Source organism: Frankia sp. BMG5.60 (genome assembly GCF_059428125.1).
On sequence record NZ_CM182091.1, the window covers coordinates 914,101 to 932,533 of the forward strand.

An 18,433-nucleotide genomic window follows, 5' to 3' on the forward strand; every position below is an offset into this window, starting at 1 on the left:
GGACCCCTCAGCCGGCCGGGTACGGCGCCGCGGGCGCGGCGGGCGGCGGTAGCGGGGACGGCGGTAGCGGGGACGGCGGTACCAGCGGCGGGGAGGTCACGATCACGCGGGGAGTTGCCGTCGCCCACGGTTCGAACTCGCCCGCCAGGTAGCGGCGGCGGGCGGCGGCACGCATGATCTTGCCGCTGCTGGTCTTCGGCAGCGCACCCGGGCGGACCAGCACCAGGTCCGCCAGTGTGAGGTCGTGTTCGCGCACCACCGCGGCGCGGATCGACGCGGCGACGTCCACGGGGTCCGCGGCCGGGCCCGGCTCGCCGCGCACCTCCTGGACGACGACGGGGCGCTCCCCGCCGGCGCTGGGCACGGCGAAGGCGGCGCACCCGCCGGGGCGCAGCGCGGGATGCGCCGCCGCGGCGGTCTGTTCAAGGTCCTGCGGATAGTGGTTGCGACCGCGGATGACCAGCATGTCCTTGCGGCGGCCCACGACGTACAGCTCGCCGTCGACGATCAGCCCGAGATCGCCGGTGCGCAGGTAGGACCGGCCGGGCGCGTCGGGGCAGGCGGCCTGGAAGGTGGCGGCGGTGGCCTGCGGGCGCCGCCAGTAGCCGACCGCCACATGGTCGCCGGCCACCCAGATCTCCCCGATCCGGTCGGGCGGGCAGCCGCGCCCGGTCTCCGGATCGACGATCCGCACCTCGGCGGCAGCCCACGGCCCGAGCGCGGCGGAGTCCTCGAGCGTTGCGGGGTCGCCGGGCTGGTCGACGGCGACAGGTGGGGCGAAGGCGGCAGATGGGGCGAAGGCGACAGGTGGGGCGAAGGCGGCGGGGGCACGGCCGGAGCCGACGAGGGTCCGGCCACGGCCGGGTGGGGCTGGGGTGTAGCGGCCCTCGCCGAGCCCGTCGACGTCGGCGTCGAGGGTGCGGGGGCCGCGGCCCTTGCGGCTGCCGGCGACCAGCAGCGTCGCCTCGGCCAGGCCGTAGCAGGGGTAGAGCGCCCGCGGGTCGAACCCGGCCGGGGCGAAGGCGTCGGCGAAGCGGCGCAGCGTGTCGGCGCGGATCGGTTCCGCGCCGTTGAACGCGACCCGCCAGCAGCTCAGGTCCAGATCGGGCCCGCCGCCGCGGGCCGCCGCGGCCGCGCAGACGTCGAAGGCGAAGTTCGGGCCGCCGCTGGTGTGGGCGCGGTAGCGGGAGATCGCCGCGACCCACAGCAGCGGGCGGCGGATGAACGCCCCCGGATCCAGCAGGACGCCGGTCGCGCCGAGGTGCAGTGGTTGTAGCACGTTGCCGATGAGGCCCTGGTCGTGGAACAGCGGCGCCCAGCCGACGAACGTCGAATGCCGGTCGTGGCCGAAGGCCTGCCGGATCATCTCCTGGTTCGCGGCCAGGTTGCGATGGGTGACCATCACCCCCTTCGGGTCGGACGTCGACCCGGAGGTGTACTGAAGGAACGCGACCGCGTCCGGCTCGCCGGACCAGGTCGGCGAGCCGGCGGCCGCCGGGACGACGCCGGGCGCCCCCGTCGCCGGCTCGGGAGTGACCGGCTCGGGATCGGTCTCGTCCACGGCGATCCAGGCCAGCGGGCCGGCGATCGCCTCCAGCGATGACCGGACCACGTCGATCATCGGGCTGGTCGACAGGACGGCGGTCGGCGCGCAGTCCCGCACGATCGCGCGGGTGGCGTCCCGGATCGCGCCGCGCCGCGGCGGGTTGACCGGCACCGCGATGACGTGGGCGTAGAGGCAGCCGAAGTAGGCGACGATGAACTCCAGCCCCTGCGGGAAGACCAGCAGGGCCCGCTCCCCCGGCCCGCAGCGCCGCGCCAGCCGGTCGGCGGTGGCCAGCGCGCGGACGTGCAGCTCCCGGTAGGTCAGCGTCGCCTGCTCGTCGCCGTGCTCGTCGAGCAGGACGAACGCCCGCGCGTGCGGGTCCCCGGCGGCGCGGCGGCGCAGCACCTCCGGCAGCAACACGCCGGCGGCGTCATGATCGGTCCGTGCCCGCGCCGACGGCTGCCCCGTCACCAGGCCCCCGCCGTCACGACGGGCAGGCTGGTCAGGCCGCGGACGATGAGGCTGTGCTGCTGCCAGGCGAGGTCCTGTGCGACGTGGTCCTGTGCGACGAGGTCCGGCCCGACGAGACCCCGCCCGGTGACGGACCCGGGCGGGTCCGCGGCGGCGGGGGCGAGACGTTCGGCGCGGCCGGTGAGGCAGCCGAAGACGACCTCGGCCTGCATCCTGGCGAGCAGACCGCCGAGGCAGCCGTGCATCCCGTGGCCGAAGGCGAGGTGGCGCCCCGTCGGGCGGGTGACGTCGAAGGTGTCCGGCCGGTCGAACACCGCCGGATCCCGGTTGGCCGCGCCGAGGCAGAGCAGCACCTGCTCGCCGGCGCGGATCCGGACGCCGTCGAGCTCGACGTCGCGGGTGGCGAGCCGTTTGGTCAGCTGCAGCGGACTGTCGTAGCGCAGCGCCTCCTCGACGGCCGCGCCGACCAGCTCCGGGCGCCGGTGCAGCAGCGTCGCGGTATCGGGATGGTGCAGCAGCGCGAGCAGCCCGTTGCCGATGAGCGCCGTCGTCGTCTCGACACCGGCGACGAAGCACATGATGCACAGGAAGCCGAGTTCTTCATCGCTGAGCCGGTCCCCGCCGCCGGTACGCGCGGCGAGCAGCCGGCTGACCAGGTCGTCGCCGGGCCGGGCGCGCCGGGCGGCGATGACGCCGGCCATGGCGTCGGTGAAGGTCGCGACGACCTCGCCGACACGGGCGACCTCGGCCGGCGCCAGCAGGCCCGGTTCGAGCAGGAACCGGATCTCGTGGGTCCAGCGGCCGACCTCGCCCCGCAGGTCGGCCGGCAGCGCCATCCAGTCGGCCAGAACCGCGACGGGCAGCGGCGCGGCGAGGTCGGTGACGGCGTCCATCCGCCCGTCGGCCAGCGCCGGGTCGAGCAGCCCGCGGACGATCGTGACGATCCGGGGTCGCAGCCGGGTCACCTCCGCGGCGGTGAAGACCCGGTTGACCAGGGCGCGCAGCCGGGCGTGCTCGGGGTTGTCGGTGAAGACGAGCGACGTGCGCGCCAGCCGGATCATCCGGGCGCCGTTGTCGGTGTGCCCGGCCGCCCGGCCGACCAGCCGCGGGATGAGCCCGGCGCTGAAGGTGCGGTCGTGCAGCACGGCGCGCACGTCGGCGTGGCGGGTCAGCACCCACATGCCCATCGTCCGCAGAACCGGCGACGTGCGACGCAGCTCCCGGTAGACCGGGTACGGGTCGGCGCGGAACGCGGCGCTGAACGGGTTGAACCGTGGCGCCCCCGTCCCCACCGGCCCCCTCGGCACCGCCGGCGCGGCCGGGACAGCCGGCGCGGGTGAGTGGTGTGTCATCGGGCCGGTCCGCCGGGGCCGTCGCCCCCGGTGCCGCGGTAGGGGACGAGCACGAGGCGCAGCAGGCAGATCTTGCGCATCCGGAAGCCGACCGCGGACAGCCGCAGGTAACGCTCGTAGCGGGCGACGACCTCCGGTCCGACGAGCGCCACCGCCTCGCCGCGGCGGGCGCGCAGCCGGCGGGCCCACTCCTCGCAGGTGCGGGCGTAGTCGAACCGGCCGTTGTGCAGCTCGCGGAGCTCGAAGAGTCCCTCGGCGGCGGCGGTGATCTCGGCGAGGGTCGGCAGGTCGGCGTCCGGGAAGATCTCCCGTTGGATGAACCCGTTGGCCTGCTCGCGGCGCATGTTCGCGTAGGCGATCGTCTGCAGGGACAGCACGCCGTCCGGCGTGAGCCAGCGGTGGCAGCGGGTGAAGAACTCGCGGTAGATGCGGATCTTCTCCGCCGGCGGATCCGCCGGCGTGGCGAAGTGCTCGAACGCGCCGATGGAGATGATGCCGTCGAAGCGCCCGAGCGGGGTGTAGTCCAGCCAGTTCTCGAGGCGTACCTCGACACCGGGATGTTCCTGCGCCCGGACGTGGGCCGCCTGTCGCTCGCTGAGGGTGAGGCCGACCGACCGCGGCACCCCGTGCCGCAGTGCCAGCCGGGCCAGCACCGATCCCCAGCCGCAGCCGACGTCGAGCACCGACCGGGCCCGGTCGGCCCCCACCGCGTCGAGGTGGTAGCGCAGCTTGCGTTCCTGGGCGACCGCCAGGGCGTCCGCGTCCCGGTCCCCGGCGAGGGTCTCCCCGGGGGCCGCCTCCCACATCGCGCACGAGTAGGTCAGCGAGTCGTCCAGCCAGAGGCGGTAGAACTCGTCGCCGACGTCGTAGTGATGGCGGACGGCCGCCGCCGCCCCTGCCGTCCGGTCGGCGTCGACGGGCGCGGTCATCGCCGGGCCGGGTCCGGGTGCCCCAGCGGCTCCCGGTCATCGGACAGGCCAGGGTCGCCGGACAGGCCAGGGTCGCCGGACAGGCCAGGGTCGCCGGACGGGCCAGGGTCGCCGGCGAGCGGGTCCCGGGCGCCCTGGTCGTCCAGGTAGGCCGCGAGCGCGTTGAGCGTCGGGTTCTCGAACAGCGCCTCGGGGGCGACGTCAATGCCGTAGTGGTCCTCGACCGCGATGAGCAGCGACACCGCGACGGCCGAGTCGACGCCGAGCCGATCGAAGTCCGCGTCGAGGTCGATCTCGGACACCGGCTGCTCCAGGATGTCCGCGACGTGCTCCCGGCACCACCACGCGATGCGCTCCCGACGGGCGACGTCGTCGCTCTCCCGGCTGTCCGGCACCTGTCTCCTCCTCCGTGCGAAAGTTCTGGCTCCGTGCGCCGGGTCCGGCCTGGTACGCCTGGTCCGGCAGGCCTTGTCTGGCCTGGTGCGTCGGGTCCGGGGGACGCGGGTCAGGCCGCGGAGTCGAGCCCGGAAGCCCCGCGGCGCCCCACCCGCAGGGCCGCCCGGCGTTGCCCGGACGGCAGCCGGATGTCCCGGGCGAGCCCGCCGGCCGCCAGGAGCCGGATCAGCCAGTAGCCGGGGTCGAGCCGGTACCAGGTGAGCCCGAACGACGGCGAGTCGGGAAAGGCGTGATGGTTGTTGTGCCAGGATTCCCCGAAGGTCAGCAGGGCGAAGATCCCGCCGTTGCGGCTGTTCTCCCGGGACTCGTAAGGCCGGGTACCGAACATGTGCAGGAACGAGTTGATCGCCCAGATGGTGTGTTCCAGCACGAACATACGCACAAGGCCACCCCAGAGCAGGCCGCTGACCGCGCCCTCCCAGCTCCAGTAGGCCAGGCCGCCGACGAGGGCGGGCAGCAGCAGCCCCAGGACCACCCACAGGTGATAACGGCGGGCGATGCGCATCAGCGGCCGGTTTCGGATCAGGTCCGGGGCGTAGTGCGCGACGTTGGGGTATTCATGCCGGCGCATCCACAACAAGTGCGAGTGCGCCAGGCCGCGCAGCCGCCCCCGCAGCCCGCCGCCGGCGAGGTTCGGCGAATGCGGATCGCCCTCCCGGTCGCTGCACTCGTGGTGCCGGCGGTGCAGCGCGACCCAGGACACGACGCCGCCCTGCCCGGCCATGGAGCCGCAGACCACGAGCGCCGCCGCCGCCGACGGCGCGGCCCTGAAGGTGCGATGGGTGAACAACCGGTGATATCCGACGCTGATCCCCAGACCGGTCACCAGCCAGAGGGTGAACAGCAGCGCGATTTCGGTGACGCCGAGCGGATGCACCCACAGAAAGGCGACCGCGGCCGCGGTGCCGGCGATCGGGAGCACGTCGAACAACAGGAAGTGGCGGCGCTGAAGACGGTGCAGAAAGGGATTGCTGACCGTCTTCCGGCGCGGCTCCGACGTGACGGCGGCGCGGACGGCAGGGTCGACGCTCGTCATGTGCGGTCTCCCTTCCGGTCGGTTCGCTGGTCGACACACCCGCACCGGAGCGCTTGCTCCGGGACGGGCCCCACGCTAACCACGACGGCGCCCGGTCCGCCGTCGCCATTGGCCTATCCAATCGCCGGACCGGAATTTCCCGCAGGCGTTCCGCGGCGGTGTTCACCAACTCGACGGCTGGGCGACCCCGGCGGGCAAGACCCGATCCTCCGTACCGAAATCTGTCCTCGCTTCGCTGGGTGAGCGCCGCCAGGGGCGAGGGTCGCCACCCGGGCACGCTGGAGGTTCCGTGGACCGCCGCCGGGTGCTCGCGGGGATCGTCGCAACACCACTCGTCGCCGCTCCGCTCGCCGCCTCGGTGGCGGCGGCCGGGCCCGCGCTGGCCGCCGGCACGCCCGCCGCCGGTGAGCGCCGCCGCTCGACGCTGGTCATCGGCCACCGCGGCGCCTCGGGTTACCGTCCCGAGCACACCCTGGCCTCCTACGAGCTGGCCGCGCGGCTGGGGGCGGACTTCGTGGAGCCCGACCTGGTGCCCACGAAGGACGGCGTCCTCGTCTGCCGGCACGAACCGGAGATCGGCGGGACGACCAACGTCGCCGACCATCCCGAGTTCGCCGGCCGGAAGAAGACGGCTTCACTCGACGGCGTGGCGACCACCGGCTGGTTCACCGAGGACTTCACCCTGGCGGAGCTGAAGACGCTACGCGCCAAGGAGCGGCTGCCCGAGGTCCGCCAGGAGAACACGATGTACGACGGGCTGTTCGAGATCCCGACGTTCACCGAGGTCCTGGACCTGCGGGCCCGGCTGTCGAAGGAACTCGGCCGCGAGATCGGCGTCTACCCGGAGACCAAGCACCCGACCTACTTCGCCAAGGCCGGGCTGCCCCTGGAGCAGCGCCTCGTCGACACGCTGAACCGCTACGGCCTGAACCGGCGCGACGCGGCGGTGTTCGTCCAGTCCTTCGAGACGACGAACCTCGCCCAGCTGCGCAAGCTCGGGCTGCGCACCTCGGTGGTGCAGCTGCTGTCGGCCGAGGGGGCGCCGTTCGACCTCGTCGCCGCCGGGGACAAGCGGACCTACGCCGACCTCGTGACGCCGGCCGGCCTGCGCGCCATCGCCGCCTACGCCACCGGCATCGGCCCCGACAAGCTGCAGGTCATCCCGCGGGGCGCCGACGGGACGCTGGGCCGGGCGACGTCGCTGGTCGCCGACGCGCACGCCGCCGGGCTCGTCGTGCACCCGTACACCTTCCGCGCGGAGAACACGTTCCTGCCGACGGACTACCGCCGCGGCACCTCGGCGAACGACTTCGGCCGGGCCATCGACGAGCAGGTCGCCTACCTCAAGGCCGGCATCGACGGGCTGTTCACCGACCAGGCCGACATCGGCGTCCTCGCGCGGGCGGTCGCCGCCGGCCAGTCGATCGCCGCCACCCAGCCGAGCCCCCACTCGGCGATCTGAGAGCCGCCGCGCCGCGCCGGTGCGGCAGCGGTGCGGCGCGCGGACAGAGCTGTCCGCGCGCCGCACCGCCCGGCGGGTGGGTCAGTCCTCGGCGCCCCGCACCAGCCGCTCCAGCCAGCGGTGCAGATCGCGGGCGGTGGACGCGGCGTGCTCGTTCATCATCGACTGGTGGTCGCCGGCCACGTCGAAGGAGTCGTGGTCCATCGACCAGTCGGTCGTCCAGGCCTGGCCGTGCCCGGTGACGTCCTCGGCGACGGTCCGCTTCGGCATCCGCTCGGCGGCGCGCAGGAGCATGACCGGCGCCGCGACGGGACGGGGCCGCCAGTTCTCGAACAGGTCCAGGTAGGCACCCTGCGCGGTGATCTGCGCCTCTGTCATCAGCGCGAACGCCTGGTCGTTGACGGCGATGCCGCGCAGCTCCTCGTGGATGTCCTCCTCCGGGATGCGGTCGGTGGGCAGCCACGTGTCGAGCAGCGCCACCGCCGCGGGACGCACCCCCCGATCCTCCAGCGCGGAGGCGATCGCGTGCGCCAACCAGCCGCCGGAGGAGTACCCGGCGAGGACGACGGGCGTGACGGGGAAGGCGCGCGCGACGGTGTCGGCGTGCATCTCGACGACGAGCTCGGCGGTCGCCGGCAGCAGCTCGCCGTCGCCGAACCCCGGGTGCGGCAGCGCGAAGACGTCGCGCAGGCCGTGCAGGTGCAGGGCGATCCGGGCGAAGTTGTGCGGCCCGGACGGGGCCACCATCGACGGCAGGCACACCAGCGCGACGGGTGCCGGGCCGGTGGCCAGGCGCACCGGTCGCGCGGGCGGGCCGAACTCCGCGGCCGTGTCGAACACCGGGCGCAGCCGGGCGGCGGCGCGCAGCACGCCGACGCCGGCGGCGAACTTGCCCTGTGCGCAGGCCTGCCGGTACAGCCCGCGAACCCCGACCTCGGCCGCGCCACCCGTCGTGGCCGTGCCCGACGCCGCCGCGGCGGCGCCCGGGGTGGCGCCGGCCGGGTGGGCGGCGTCGGCGGGGTAAGCGGCGGCGGCCACCTGGGCGGCGAGGGTGTCGAGGTGGGCGGCGAGCTCGGTGACCGTCGGGTGCTCGAACACGACCTGGGTGGCCAGCGTCAGGCCGGACGCCGCGGCCAGCCGGCGGCTGAGTTCGACGGAGGCGAGTGAGTCGAAGCCGAGTTCGAGGAAGCGGCGGGTCGGGTCGAGCTCCTCGGGAGTGTCGTAGCCGAGGATGGCCGCGGCCTCGGCCTGGACCAGTTCGGCCAGCGCCCGGGCGCGCCGCGGTGGCCGCAGGCCGAGGACGGTCGCAACGGCCTGGCCCACCCGCGCCGACAGCGCCGGCTCCCCGGGCAGCCCCGCGGGCGGGGCCGCGACGGGCAGTTCCTCGAAGAAGCGGCTGGGCCGGGCCGCGGTGATGGACGGCAGGAACGTCTCCCAGGCGACGTCGACGACGGTCATCGCCGTCTCGCCCGCGGCGACGGCCCGGGTGAGCGCGGTGACGGCCGGTTCGGGAGGCAGCGGACGCAGGCCACGGCGGGTCAGGTAGTCGCGCAGCGCCGGTTCGGCGCCGAGGCCGGCGTCGGCCCACGGGCCGAAGGCCACCGCGGTGGCCGGCCGGCCCTCGGCGCGGCGGCGGGCGGCGAGGGCGTCGAGGTAGGCGTTGCCGGCGCTGTAGGCGGCCTGGTTGCCGCTGCCCCAGACCCCCGAGATCGACGAGAACAGCACGAACGCCGCCACCTTCGCCCCGTCCGGGCCGTCGAGCAGACGGTCGAGCGCGCCGGCGCCGGCGACCTTCCCGGCGACGACGTCCGCGAACTCGGCCAGTGTCAGCCGTACCAGCGGCATCGTCGGGCCGGCGGTGCCGGCGGCGTGCACGACGGCGGTGACCGGTTCGCCGGCGTCGGCCAGCTGGTGCAGCAGCTCGGCAAGCCGGTCGGAGTCGGCGACGTCGCAGGCGTCGATCGTGGCGTGGGTGCCCAGCGCGGCGAGCTCGTCGAGCAGCGCCCGGGCGCCGGGGCTGTCAGGTCCGCGCCGGCTGGCCAGCACGACGCGGCGGGCGCCGTCGCGGGCCAGGCGGCGGGCGGTCTGTGCGCCGAGGGCGCCGGTGCCGCCGGTGATCAGCACGGTCCCGTCGGGTCGCCATGCACCCGCCCGCGCCTCGGTCCGCGCCGACGCGGGATCCGTCTCGGCGATGCCCTCGGGGATGCCCTCGGGGATGCGCTGCAGACGGGGCACCCGCAGGCCCTGCGGGCGGGGGGCGAACTGGTCCTCGCCGCCGGGGGCGGTCAGTGCGGTGCCGAACCACAGCAGCGTCTGGTCGTCGAGGCTGGTGGGCAGGTCGATGAGGCCACCCCAGACCCGCGGCGTCTCCAGCGCCAGCGAGCGGCCGAGACCCCAGATCATCGCCTGCTCCGGCTGAGTGACCGGATCCTCCACGCCCGTCGTGACCGCCCCGCGGGTGACGGCCCACAGCGGCGCGCCCACCCGCAGATCGCCCAGCGCCTGGACGACGGTGACGGTGAGGGCGAGCCCGGTGGTCAGCTGCGGATGGTCCTGGTGGGGGGTGCCGTCGAGGGCGAGCAGGGAGACGATGCCGCCGACCCCGTCGCCGACCGGCGCGCTGGCGGCGGCCGGCTGTGCGCCGCCGAACCCCGCCTCGACCAGCCGTGCGGCGATCGCGCCCCGGTCGGCGCGGGCGAGCGGCACCGCCAGCGGCGTGCCGCCGAGACGCTCGATCATCCAGGTGACGCGGGCGAGCAGCTCCTCGTCCACCCCGGTCGGCGGGACGAGCACGGGCCAGCGGCCGTCCAACGGCGCGATGGCGCTGGCCTGCGCGGCGATCGCCGCGGTGACGTCCGCGTCGGCCAGCGGCTGCCAGACGGTGCGGTAACGCCAGGTGCCGGGATCGCTGGCCTCGTCCGCCGCCCCGGCCTGCGCCCCACCCGCCGGCACGTCGGCGACGGGCTGGGCGGCGACGGGCTGGGCGGCGGCGAGCTGCGAGCTGGCCGGGGCGGCGCCGGCCTGGCGGGGGGCGGGGATGGCGGCGGCGGTGCCCGCGAGCCAGTAGCGCCGGCGCTGGAACGGGTAGGTGGGCAGGTCGACGACGGTGCCGGCGCGGCCGATGACGGCCCGCCAGTCCACGTCGACGCCACGGGTGTCGAGGCCGGCGAGGGCGGTGAGCAGGGTGGCGGCCTCCGGGCGTCCGGCGCGGGTCGACGCGACCGCGATCGGCGCCGCGGCCTCCGCCGGCAGGCAGCCGGGCAGCAGTGCGGTGAGGACCGCGTCGGGGCCGAGCTCGAGGAAGGCGCTGGCACCCTCCGCGTGCAGGCGGCGGGCGGCGTCGAGGAAGCGCACCGCGCCGCGGGCGTGGCGGGCCCAGTAGTCGGGGGTGCACAGCTCCTCGCCGGTCGGCTCGCCGGTGAGGGTGGACACGATCGGGATCGCCGGCCGGTGGTGGGTGACCTGCCCGGCGATGGCCCGGAACTCGTCGAGCATGCCCGCCATGTGCGGGGAGTGGAAGGCGTGGCTGACCGTGAGCCGCCGCGTCGCATGGCCGCGCGCCGCCCAGTCCGCGGCGATCCGCTCGGCGGCGTCTGCGTCCCCGGCGATCACCGTCGCCTCGGGACCGTTGACAGCGGCGATCTCCACCCGCCCCTGATGGCCGGCCAGCGACGCGGCGACCTCGCCGGCACCCGCCCGGATCGCGATCATCGCGCCGCCGGGGCGGCAGGACTGCATGAGCCGGCCGCGGGCGGCGACCAGCGTCACTGCGTCGTCCAGCGACCACACGCCCGCGACATGGGCGGCGGTCAGCTCGCCGATCGAGTGCCCGGCGAGCAGCGCCGGGGTCACCCCCCAGGAGGTGACCAGCCGGTACAGCGCCGTACCGAAGGCGAACAACGCCGGCTGCGTGTACTCGGTGCGGTGGAGCAGGGCCGCGTCGGACGTGCCGGCGGCGGCGAACATCACCTCCCGCAGCGGCCGGGCGAGATGGTCGGCGAACCGTTCGCAGATCTCGTCCAGGTCGTCGGCGAACGCGGGGAAGGCGTCGTAGAGGTCGCGGCCCATCCCGTTGCGCTGGCTGCCCTGCCCGGTGAACAGCAGCGCGGTGCGGCCCGGCGGGGCCACGGGGCCCGCGCCGAGGACGAGCCCGGCTGCCGGTCGGCCCGCCGCGAGCGCGGACAGCGCGCCGGCCAGACGCCGGCCGCCGTCGCCGCCCCGGCGGGGGCCGGCCAGCGCCACCGCCCGGTGCTCGAAGCGGGACCGGCCGGCCAGGGTGTGGGCGACGTCGACCGGGTCGAGGTCCGGGTGGCGGTCCAGGTGCGCGGCGAGCCGCTCGGCCTGGGCGCGCAGCGCCGCCGGCGTCCGGCCCGACAGCACGATCGGCACTGCCGCGCCGGCAGAGGCGGAGGGCACGGCAGGACCGGAGAGGACGGCAGGAGCGACCGACGCGGCGGGGGTGGGTGCGGTGACGGGTGCGGGCGGTGTGCGGGGAGCCCAGGGCGTGACGGGTGCGGGCGGCGTGGTGGTGCGGGCCCGGTCGGCGGAGCCGTTGCGCGGCGCGGGCGGGCGCGGCTCGGCCGGGGCCTCCTCGAGGATGACGTGGGCGTTGGTGCCGCTCACCCCGAACGCCGACACGCCGGCCCGACGCGGGCGGCCCTCGCGGCGCCGCCAGTCGACATTGTCGGTGAGCAGCTCGACGTCGCCGGCCGACCAGTCGACGTGCGGCGAGGGCTCGCGGACGTGCAGGGTGCGCGGCAGCACCTCGTGCCGCAGCGCCTGGACCATCTTGATGATCCCGCAGACCCCGGCGGCGGCCTGGGCGTGACCGATGTTGGACTTCAGCGAGCCCAGGTACAGCGGCCGACCGGCCGGCCGGTCCTGGCCGTAGGTCGCGAGGACGGCCTGGGCCTCGATCGGGTCGCCGAGCGTGGTGCCGGTGCCGTGCGCCTCGACCGCGTCGACGTCGGCGGTCCGCAGGCCGGCGTTGGCCAGCGCCTGGCGGATGAGCCGCTGCTGGGACAGGCCGTTGGGGGCGGTCAGCCCGTTGCTGGCGCCGTCCTGGTTGATCGCCGTGGCGCGCAGCACCGCGTGCACCCGGTGGCCGCGGCGGCGGGCGTCGGAGAGCCGTTCCAGCACCAGCACGCCCGCGCCGTCCGCCCAGCCGGTGCCGTCGGCGTCGGCGGAGAACGCCTTGCACCGGCCGTCCGGCGCCAGCCCTCGCTTGCGGCTGAACTCCACCAGGATCCCCGGCGTCGACATGACCGTCACCCCGCCGACGAGAGCCAGATCGCACTCCCCCGCGCGCAGCGACTGGGTGGCGAGATGGGCCGCGACCAGCGAGGCGGAGCACTGGGTGTCCACGCACAGCGCCGGCCCCTCCAGGCCGAAGGTGTAGGCGACCCGGCCGGCGATCACCCCGGAGGCGTTGCCGGTGAGGAGCTGACCCTGCGCGTCGCGCGGCGCGGTGTGCCAGGCCGGCCCGTAGTCCTGCAGCGAGACCCCGGTGAACACGCCGGTGCGGCTGCCGCGCAGGGAGCGGGGGTCGATGCCGGCCTGCTCCACCGCCTCCCAGGAGACCTCCAGCATCAGCCGCTGCTGCGGGTCGAGGGCGTTGGCCTCCCGCGGGCCGATCCCGAAGAACGCCGGATCGAACTGGTCGATGCCGGTCAGGAACCCGCCGTGGCGGGTGTAGGCGGTGCCGGGATGGTCGGGGTCCGGGTCGTAGAGCCCGGCCAGGTCCCAGCCCCGGTCCTCGGGCAGGCCGGCGACGGCGTCGCGCCCGGCGTGCACCAGCTCCCACAGCGCCTCCGGCGAGTCGACGCCGCCGGCCAGCCGGCAGCCCATGCCGACGATGACGATGGGGTCGTCCGCCGGCCGCTGCCCGTCGCCCGCCGCGGCTCCACTCGTCGCTGGTCCCGCCGCCGGTCCCACCGCCGGGCTCACGGCGGTGATCTCGTCGCCGATCCCGAGCAGTTCGCGGCGCAGATGGTCCGCGAGGGCCTGCGGCGTCGGCCGGTCGAAGAACAGGGTGGCGGACAGGCGCAGCCCCGTCTGCTCGGCCAGCGCGGCCCGCAGCCGCTCGGCGATGTGGCGGTAGATCCCGAGGGCGCGCCACGGCGCCCCCCGATCGACGACGCCGGCGCCCGGGCCGGCCACCGCGGCGACCTGGGCCGCGATCAGGTCGAGCAGCAGCTCATGCTGGGCGTCCGCCGACCGGCCGGCCAGCCGGGCCCGCCACGCCTCGTACGACTCGCCCGCCGCGCGCGGGGATCGTCCGAGGGTCTGGCGCAAATCGCGCATGCGAACTCCCACATTGCTCAGGAACAGGGCAACGATCTGTCGGCGACGGTTGCCTGCGCCCGCACGTGGCCAGCGGACAACCGGCGCGCGGGCGCGACGGGCACGGACGAGGTCCGTGTCCGCGCAGAGGCGACGCGCCAGCCGCCGGTGTGCAGCACAGAGATGGAGACTGCGTCCCGGTGGACCCGGGCCAATCCGGTGCGTCCGCGCGGCCACGCAGACGCCGACACGGGCGACCGGCGGGAGGCCGGACCGGGCTGCCGTCCGCCTCCGCTCGGAAGGCGACGACTCGTTGTTCCGGTCGGACGACTCAGGTGCCGGTGCCCGCGATTTGATCACCTTGGACGCATGGTGGAATCGTGCCCGACGCTGTCGAACTACGACAAATGACCCTGGCGCGATCGGGCCATGCCGGTCTGAGCCGGGCCGCCATCCGCGCAGGTGGCGGCAGGTAGCCGGGCGCGGGGTGTCTGCACGCTCACGCCCGATCGCCTGTCACGGGGGCGCCCAGCACCGCCCCCGCGCGCAGGCCGTCGGCCTGGCCGCGGGGGGCGCTGGGGACCTGTCGCCGGGAGCGCCAGGATTCCCGCCGAGGCCGCCGTTCTCCACCCGGGGCCGCCACTGTCGCGAGGGACACGCTCGAAGGAACCCTCGACGAAGGCACCTCCGCCGGCCCGATCGGGCTCCTCCCCGTTCCTTGCTACACACCGCGCACGAGAACTTCCCCGCGTTGGTAGGTGGGCGGGCGGTCCACCTCGACGAGCAGGTCCGAACCAGGGTGGGGCGGATTGCCCGAACTGCCAGGCGAATCGGTTCAGTGTCTGACGGTGAGGACGATCTTTCCGACCTGGCTGTTGGTCTCCATGTGGCGGTGCGCCTCGGCGACGTCGCCGAGGTCGAACGTCCGGTCGATCACCGGTGCCAGGGCGCCACGGCGAACGCCGTTGTCGATGAATGCTTCGGCGCGCCGGCTGCGTCCCGGATCGGCGAACAGGTGGAAGACGGCGTAGCCGTACACGTTGACCGGCCACCACATCGGGAGGGGAGCAGGCCGCGGGTCGAGGAATCCGTAGACGATCAGCATGCCGTCGGCGGCCACGGCTCGCGCGAGCGTCGGCAGGTCGGGGCCGGCGACGCTGTCGAAGACGAGTCGAGCACCGTGGCCTCCGGTGAGTGCGTGCACCTGCTCGACCACGTCACCCTCCTCGCCGGCGATGACGTGCGCGGCGCCGATCTCCCGCAGCCGCTCGGCTTTGGCGCCGGTCCTGGTGACGGCGACGGGTGTGGCCCCGAGATAGCTCGCCAGCTGGATCGCGGCCAGCCCGACCGCGCTGGACGCGGCCGTGACCACCACCGTGTCGCCGGGCCGCATCCGTCCGACCTCGACCAGCGCACCGTAGGCCGTGAAGGCGGCCACCCACACGGCGGCGCCGGTCACGGCGTCCATGTGGTCGGGGCGATGGATGAGCCTTGCCGCGGCCACGTTGACCCGGTCGCCGTAGACACCGTCTGTCGACATGCCGCCGTCGGTCGGTTTGGCCACCAGGCTGACGGCGTCGCCGACGGCGAAGTCGTCCACCCCGGCACCGACCGCCTCGACCACACCCGCCGCTTCGGTGCCGAGCCGTGAGCGGGGCAGGACCGCGTCGTAGTAGTACCCGCCGGCGCGGAGGAGGACATCGCCCCGGTTGACGCCGATGGCCTCGACGCGGACCCGCGCCTCGCCCGGTCCGGGCTCGGGCAGCTCGACGTCGTCGAGGTAGAGCACCTCAGGCGCGCCCAGCGTGTCGAACAGGACCGCCCTGGCGCTGGCCAGACCAGTCGGGACCACCGACGACGATAGACGTTCTATTTCCGTGCGGTGCTCGGTTTTCATGAGCCGCACTTTATTCGTGCGCTGTATGATGTCAAGGGTGAGTGAGCAGACATTGGGTCGACGTGCGCGACTGCGCGCACAGACGACCGCGGAGATCCAGGCGGTGGCGCTGGCGCACATGGCCGAGGGCGGACCCGACGCCATCTCGCTTCGGGCCATCGCGCGCACGATGGGCATGAGCGGCAGCGCCATCTACAGCTACTTCGAGACCCGCGACGCGCTCATCACCACGCTGATCGCCAACACGTACGCCTCGGTCATCGACGAGCTGGAAGCGGCCCGCGACGCCGTGGCGCCCGACGACCTCGGCGGGCGGATCGTGGCCTGGGGCGAGGCGTTCCGCCAGTGGTCGCTGGTCAATCCGCAGGGATTCCGGCTGATCTACGGCGACGCCGTGCCCGGCTACCAGGCACCGGCGGACGGGCCCCTCCCCGAGGCCGCCAAGCGCGCCTGCCTGGGCATCACGGGCCTCGTCGCCGCCGCCTGGCCGCACATCCGAACCGACCAGCTCGGCAGTGGCTACCAGTGGTCCGACTTCGCGCCGGCGATGGTGTCCGCCGTGCGCGACGCCTACCCCGACCTACCGCCGGCCGGGCTCGCCCTCGCCGCCCGGCTGTGGGGCCGGATGCACGGCCCCGTCGCCCTCGAGATCTACGGCCACCTCCGCTCGGTGACCGGCGACCCCACGGCGCTGTACCGCGACGAGCTGGTCGGCCTCGTATTGTCACTGCACCTCGACGTGGGCTGACGGCCTCGCCAACGTCCCCAGCCAGCCGCCCGAACATGATCGCCTCGTCCGGCGCCGCTGCCTGGCCCGCCCGGAGGCACTGATCGAAGTCGAGGCCACCGCCGCCCGCGGCTGACCACCGCGGCCCCACGGTCCGCCGGCGCGGCAGGCCGGTGAGCCTTCAGGCGGGTGGGGCGGGTGGGGCGGGTGGGGCGGGTGGTGGCGCCGGGCGGGACGGCGCCGAGAGCTGCACGGCGGCGCCGACGAGGGCGATGGCCGCGCAGGCCAGCGGCAGCTCGGTGAAGTGGCCGTCGGCGATCCGGCCGCCGGCCAGCGAGCCGATCGTGATCCCCAGGTACATCGCGCTCTGGTTCCAGGCCATCAGCCGAGCCTGGTCGCCCGGATGGCGGGCGATGAGCTCGGCCTGCTTGGCGGGAAAAGCGGTGTAGGCGACCAGCGCGACCAGCGCGATGGCCAGACAGCCGAGCGGCACCACGCCGCGCAGGCTCACGGCGAAGACGACCTCAGCGGCGCCGAGCAGGCCCAACGCCACCCACGTGGTGCGGTGTGCGCCGTGCCGGTCGGCGATCCAGCCGCCGAGGAAGGTCGCCGCGACCGCGCTGAGACCGTAGACCACCAGCAGGGCGTTCACCCACGCGGTGGACCAGCCGGACCGATCGTCCAGGCCGGCGCCCAGGTAGGTGTAGAGGCCGTAAACGGCCGCGGCCCAGCAGGCGGTGGGGGCGACCGCCCGGCAACGGCCGAGCGGGTTCATCGACGACGATCCGCCCGCGCGGGCCGTGCCGCCCGCCGGCCACACTCGCCGGCTGGCGGCCATGATGCCCAGCGCCAGCACGGACAGCCCGACGAAGACGGCCCGCCAGCTCGTGTGCCTGGCGATGAGACTGCCCAGCGGGGCGCCAGCCCACAGCGCGGACAGCAGCCCCGAGGTGGCGATCCCGAGCCAGGACGCCCGCCGGTAGCCGGGCGCGCTCATGCCCACGAGAGTGAACACCGTCGCCGTGGCGCCGGAGACGAACAGGCCCGCGCCGCCCCGGGCCGCCAGCAGCACCCCGAAGTCCGGGGCGAACGCCGTCAGCAGGTTGAACGCGCAGAAGCCGGCGAGCGCGAGGGTAAGAACGCGTTGCGGCGAGGCCGACGCGGCCCGGCGCCCCCAGGCGGGCGCCGCCAGCACGTAGGCGACCGCGAACACGGTCACGCTCAGGCCCGCGGTGCGCAACGAGACGTCGAACCGGGATCGCCACACCGGCAGCAGGGGCGAGACGACGAACAGGTCGGTGCCGATGACGAACAGCGCCAGCCATCCGGCCAGCAGCGCCGCCCACCGTGGCGGTCGGTCCTCGTCGTACCGACCGGATGGCACTGGATACCGGGCGGTGGTTGTAGGCCTGGCCGGCCCGCGCTCCCTCACGGGCCCGCCTTACCCGCGCCACCCCCCGACCGGCTCCCGCCCCGCGCCTGGGCGGTCTGGTCGAGCCAGCGGGCCGTGGCGGCGATCGACTCCGGAGCCCGGCGGCGGGACTCGGCGACGATGTCCGCCACCGTGGTCGAGGCGAGCTCGCGCCGCCACGCCTCCTCGGCCGCGCCGACCGCCGCCGCGATCGCGCAGGGCATCCGGTAGTTCGCCGGCGCCAGCGCGGCGGGCCCACGCTGGCGGATCTCGGTGCACAGGAACACGGGCCCCTGGCCCTCGATGGCCTCCACCACGTCGAGCAGCCGGATCTGGTCGGGCGGCCGGCCGAGCCGGTACCCCCCGCGCGGGCCGAGCGCCGCCAGCACGATCCCGGCCCTCGACAGCGCCTGCAGATGTTTGGCCAGGTAGGCGGCGTTGCCGGCGTGTAGCTCGGCGAGCTGCTGCACCGTCAGCGCCACGCCGTCGGGAGCCTCGGCCAGCGCGTGGCAGCAGTGCAACGCCCACTCGACCCCCTGCGTAAGCCGCATATCCCGGATAGTACATCACCGGAATACTGCATGGCGCCGACCTCCGGCGTAGCTCCGACGCGGGGATGCACGAGGGGGTGGTCGACCACACCAGCCATCAGGGCCTGCGGGCCCCGCACCGCAAGGAAGACGTGTCCGGAGGTGAAGACGTGAAAAACCAGCTCGGATGCGGAGTACGAACCGCAGAAGGCCCGCGTCGAACACCTGTGCGCGATCATCGACGGCCAGGCCGTCCCGAAGACAGGGAGCCGACGGTCGTGCTCTACGTGGAGGAGCGCAGCCCGCTCAAAGTGATGCCGAGTCCGGGACGGCA

Annotated in this window: 11 protein-coding genes; 2 read left to right on the forward strand and 9 right to left on the reverse strand. The window is 74.9% G+C overall.

What is annotated here, in order from left to right; all coding sequences use genetic code 11:
- Positions 1–7: 7 nt before the first annotated feature.
- The 5 genes from AC5R91_RS03830 to AC5R91_RS03850 form a co-directional block, all read right to left on the reverse strand.
- The gene (locus AC5R91_RS03830; RefSeq protein ID WP_495395713.1) at positions 8–2,017 is read right to left on the reverse strand and encodes a fatty acyl-AMP ligase; all 2,010 of its coding nucleotides are present in this window, start codon (positions 2,015–2,017) and stop codon (positions 8–10) included.
- Positions 2,014–3,369 (reverse strand): cytochrome P450, encoded by a 1,356-nt coding sequence (locus tag AC5R91_RS03835; protein WP_495395714.1) that lies wholly within the window; start codon positions 3,367–3,369, stop codon positions 2,014–2,016. Before AC5R91_RS03835 ends, AC5R91_RS03830 begins: the two co-directional genes overlap by 4 nt.
- Positions 3,366–4,298, reverse strand: a complete 933-nt coding sequence (locus AC5R91_RS03840) for a class I SAM-dependent methyltransferase (RefSeq protein ID WP_495395715.1) — start codon at positions 4,296–4,298, stop codon at positions 3,366–3,368. The genes AC5R91_RS03835 and AC5R91_RS03840 overlap by 4 nt, the downstream gene beginning before the upstream one ends.
- The gene (locus AC5R91_RS03845; RefSeq protein WP_495395716.1) at positions 4,295–4,693 is read right to left on the reverse strand and encodes an acyl carrier protein; all 399 of its coding nucleotides are present in this window, start codon (positions 4,691–4,693) and stop codon (positions 4,295–4,297) included. The genes AC5R91_RS03840 and AC5R91_RS03845 overlap by 4 nt, the downstream gene beginning before the upstream one ends.
- Positions 4,694–4,803: 110 nt before the next feature.
- Positions 4,804–5,790 carry an acyl-CoA desaturase gene (locus AC5R91_RS03850; protein ID WP_495395717.1) on the reverse strand — a complete coding sequence of 329 codons (987 nt, stop codon included), beginning with the start codon at positions 5,788–5,790 and terminating at the stop codon, positions 4,804–4,806.
- A gap of 289 nt (positions 5,791–6,079) precedes the next feature.
- On the opposite strand from AC5R91_RS03850, the gene AC5R91_RS03855 reads away from it, so the two are divergent.
- The gene (locus AC5R91_RS03855; protein WP_495395718.1) at positions 6,080–7,252 is read left to right on the forward strand and encodes a glycerophosphodiester phosphodiesterase; all 1,173 of its coding nucleotides are present in this window, start codon (positions 6,080–6,082) and stop codon (positions 7,250–7,252) included.
- A gap of 81 nt (positions 7,253–7,333) precedes the next feature.
- Here the strand turns inward: AC5R91_RS03855 and AC5R91_RS03860 are convergent, their stop codons facing one another.
- Together AC5R91_RS03860 and AC5R91_RS03865 are read right to left on the reverse strand one after the other, a co-directional pair.
- The gene (locus AC5R91_RS03860) at positions 7,334–13,555 is read right to left on the reverse strand and encodes a type I polyketide synthase (protein WP_495395719.1); all 6,222 of its coding nucleotides are present in this window, start codon (positions 13,553–13,555) and stop codon (positions 7,334–7,336) included.
- A gap of 814 nt (positions 13,556–14,369) precedes the next feature.
- The gene (locus AC5R91_RS03865) at positions 14,370–15,431 is read right to left on the reverse strand and encodes a zinc-dependent alcohol dehydrogenase family protein (RefSeq protein ID WP_495395720.1); all 1,062 of its coding nucleotides are present in this window, start codon (positions 15,429–15,431) and stop codon (positions 14,370–14,372) included.
- Positions 15,432–15,459: 28 nt separating this feature from the next.
- On the opposite strand from AC5R91_RS03865, the gene AC5R91_RS03870 reads away from it, so the two are divergent.
- A complete protein-coding gene (locus AC5R91_RS03870; protein WP_495395721.1) occupies positions 15,460–16,179 on the forward strand; it encodes a TetR/AcrR family transcriptional regulator in 720 nt (239 codons plus the stop codon).
- Positions 16,180–16,339: 160 nt separating this feature from the next.
- On the opposite strand, the gene AC5R91_RS03875 is transcribed toward AC5R91_RS03870, so the two are convergent.
- Together AC5R91_RS03875 and AC5R91_RS03880 are read right to left on the reverse strand one after the other, a co-directional pair.
- Positions 16,340–17,542 (reverse strand): MFS transporter, encoded by a 1,203-nt coding sequence (locus AC5R91_RS03875; protein WP_495395722.1) that lies wholly within the window; start codon positions 17,540–17,542, stop codon positions 16,340–16,342.
- Positions 17,543–17,586: 44 nt separating this feature from the next.
- A complete protein-coding gene (locus AC5R91_RS03880; protein WP_495395723.1) occupies positions 17,587–18,120 on the reverse strand; it encodes an RrF2 family transcriptional regulator in 534 nt (177 codons plus the stop codon).
- Positions 18,121–18,433 lie beyond the last annotated feature (313 nt).

Excerpts from the sequence above, each read along its gene's own strand:
- AC5R91_RS03835 (WP_495395714.1), bottom strand. The coding sequence starts at position 3,369 with ATGACACACCACTCACCCGCGCCGGCTGTCCCGGCCGCGCCGGCGGTG.
- AC5R91_RS03865 (WP_495395720.1), bottom strand. The coding sequence starts at position 15,431 with ATGAAAACCGAGCACCGCACGGAAATAGAACGTCTATCGTCGTCGGTG.
- AC5R91_RS03860 (WP_495395719.1), bottom strand. The coding sequence starts at position 13,555 with ATGCGCGATTTGCGCCAGACCCTCGGACGATCCCCGCGCGCGGCGGGC.
- AC5R91_RS03850 (WP_495395717.1), bottom strand. The coding sequence starts at position 5,790 with ATGACGAGCGTCGACCCTGCCGTCCGCGCCGCCGTCACGTCGGAGCCG.
- AC5R91_RS03870 (WP_495395721.1), top strand. The coding sequence starts at position 15,460 with ATGTCAAGGGTGAGTGAGCAGACATTGGGTCGACGTGCGCGACTGCGC.
- AC5R91_RS03840 (WP_495395715.1), bottom strand. The coding sequence starts at position 4,298 with ATGACCGCGCCCGTCGACGCCGACCGGACGGCAGGGGCGGCGGCGGCC.
- AC5R91_RS03880 (WP_495395723.1), bottom strand. The coding sequence starts at position 18,120 with ATGCGGCTTACGCAGGGGGTCGAGTGGGCGTTGCACTGCTGCCACGCG.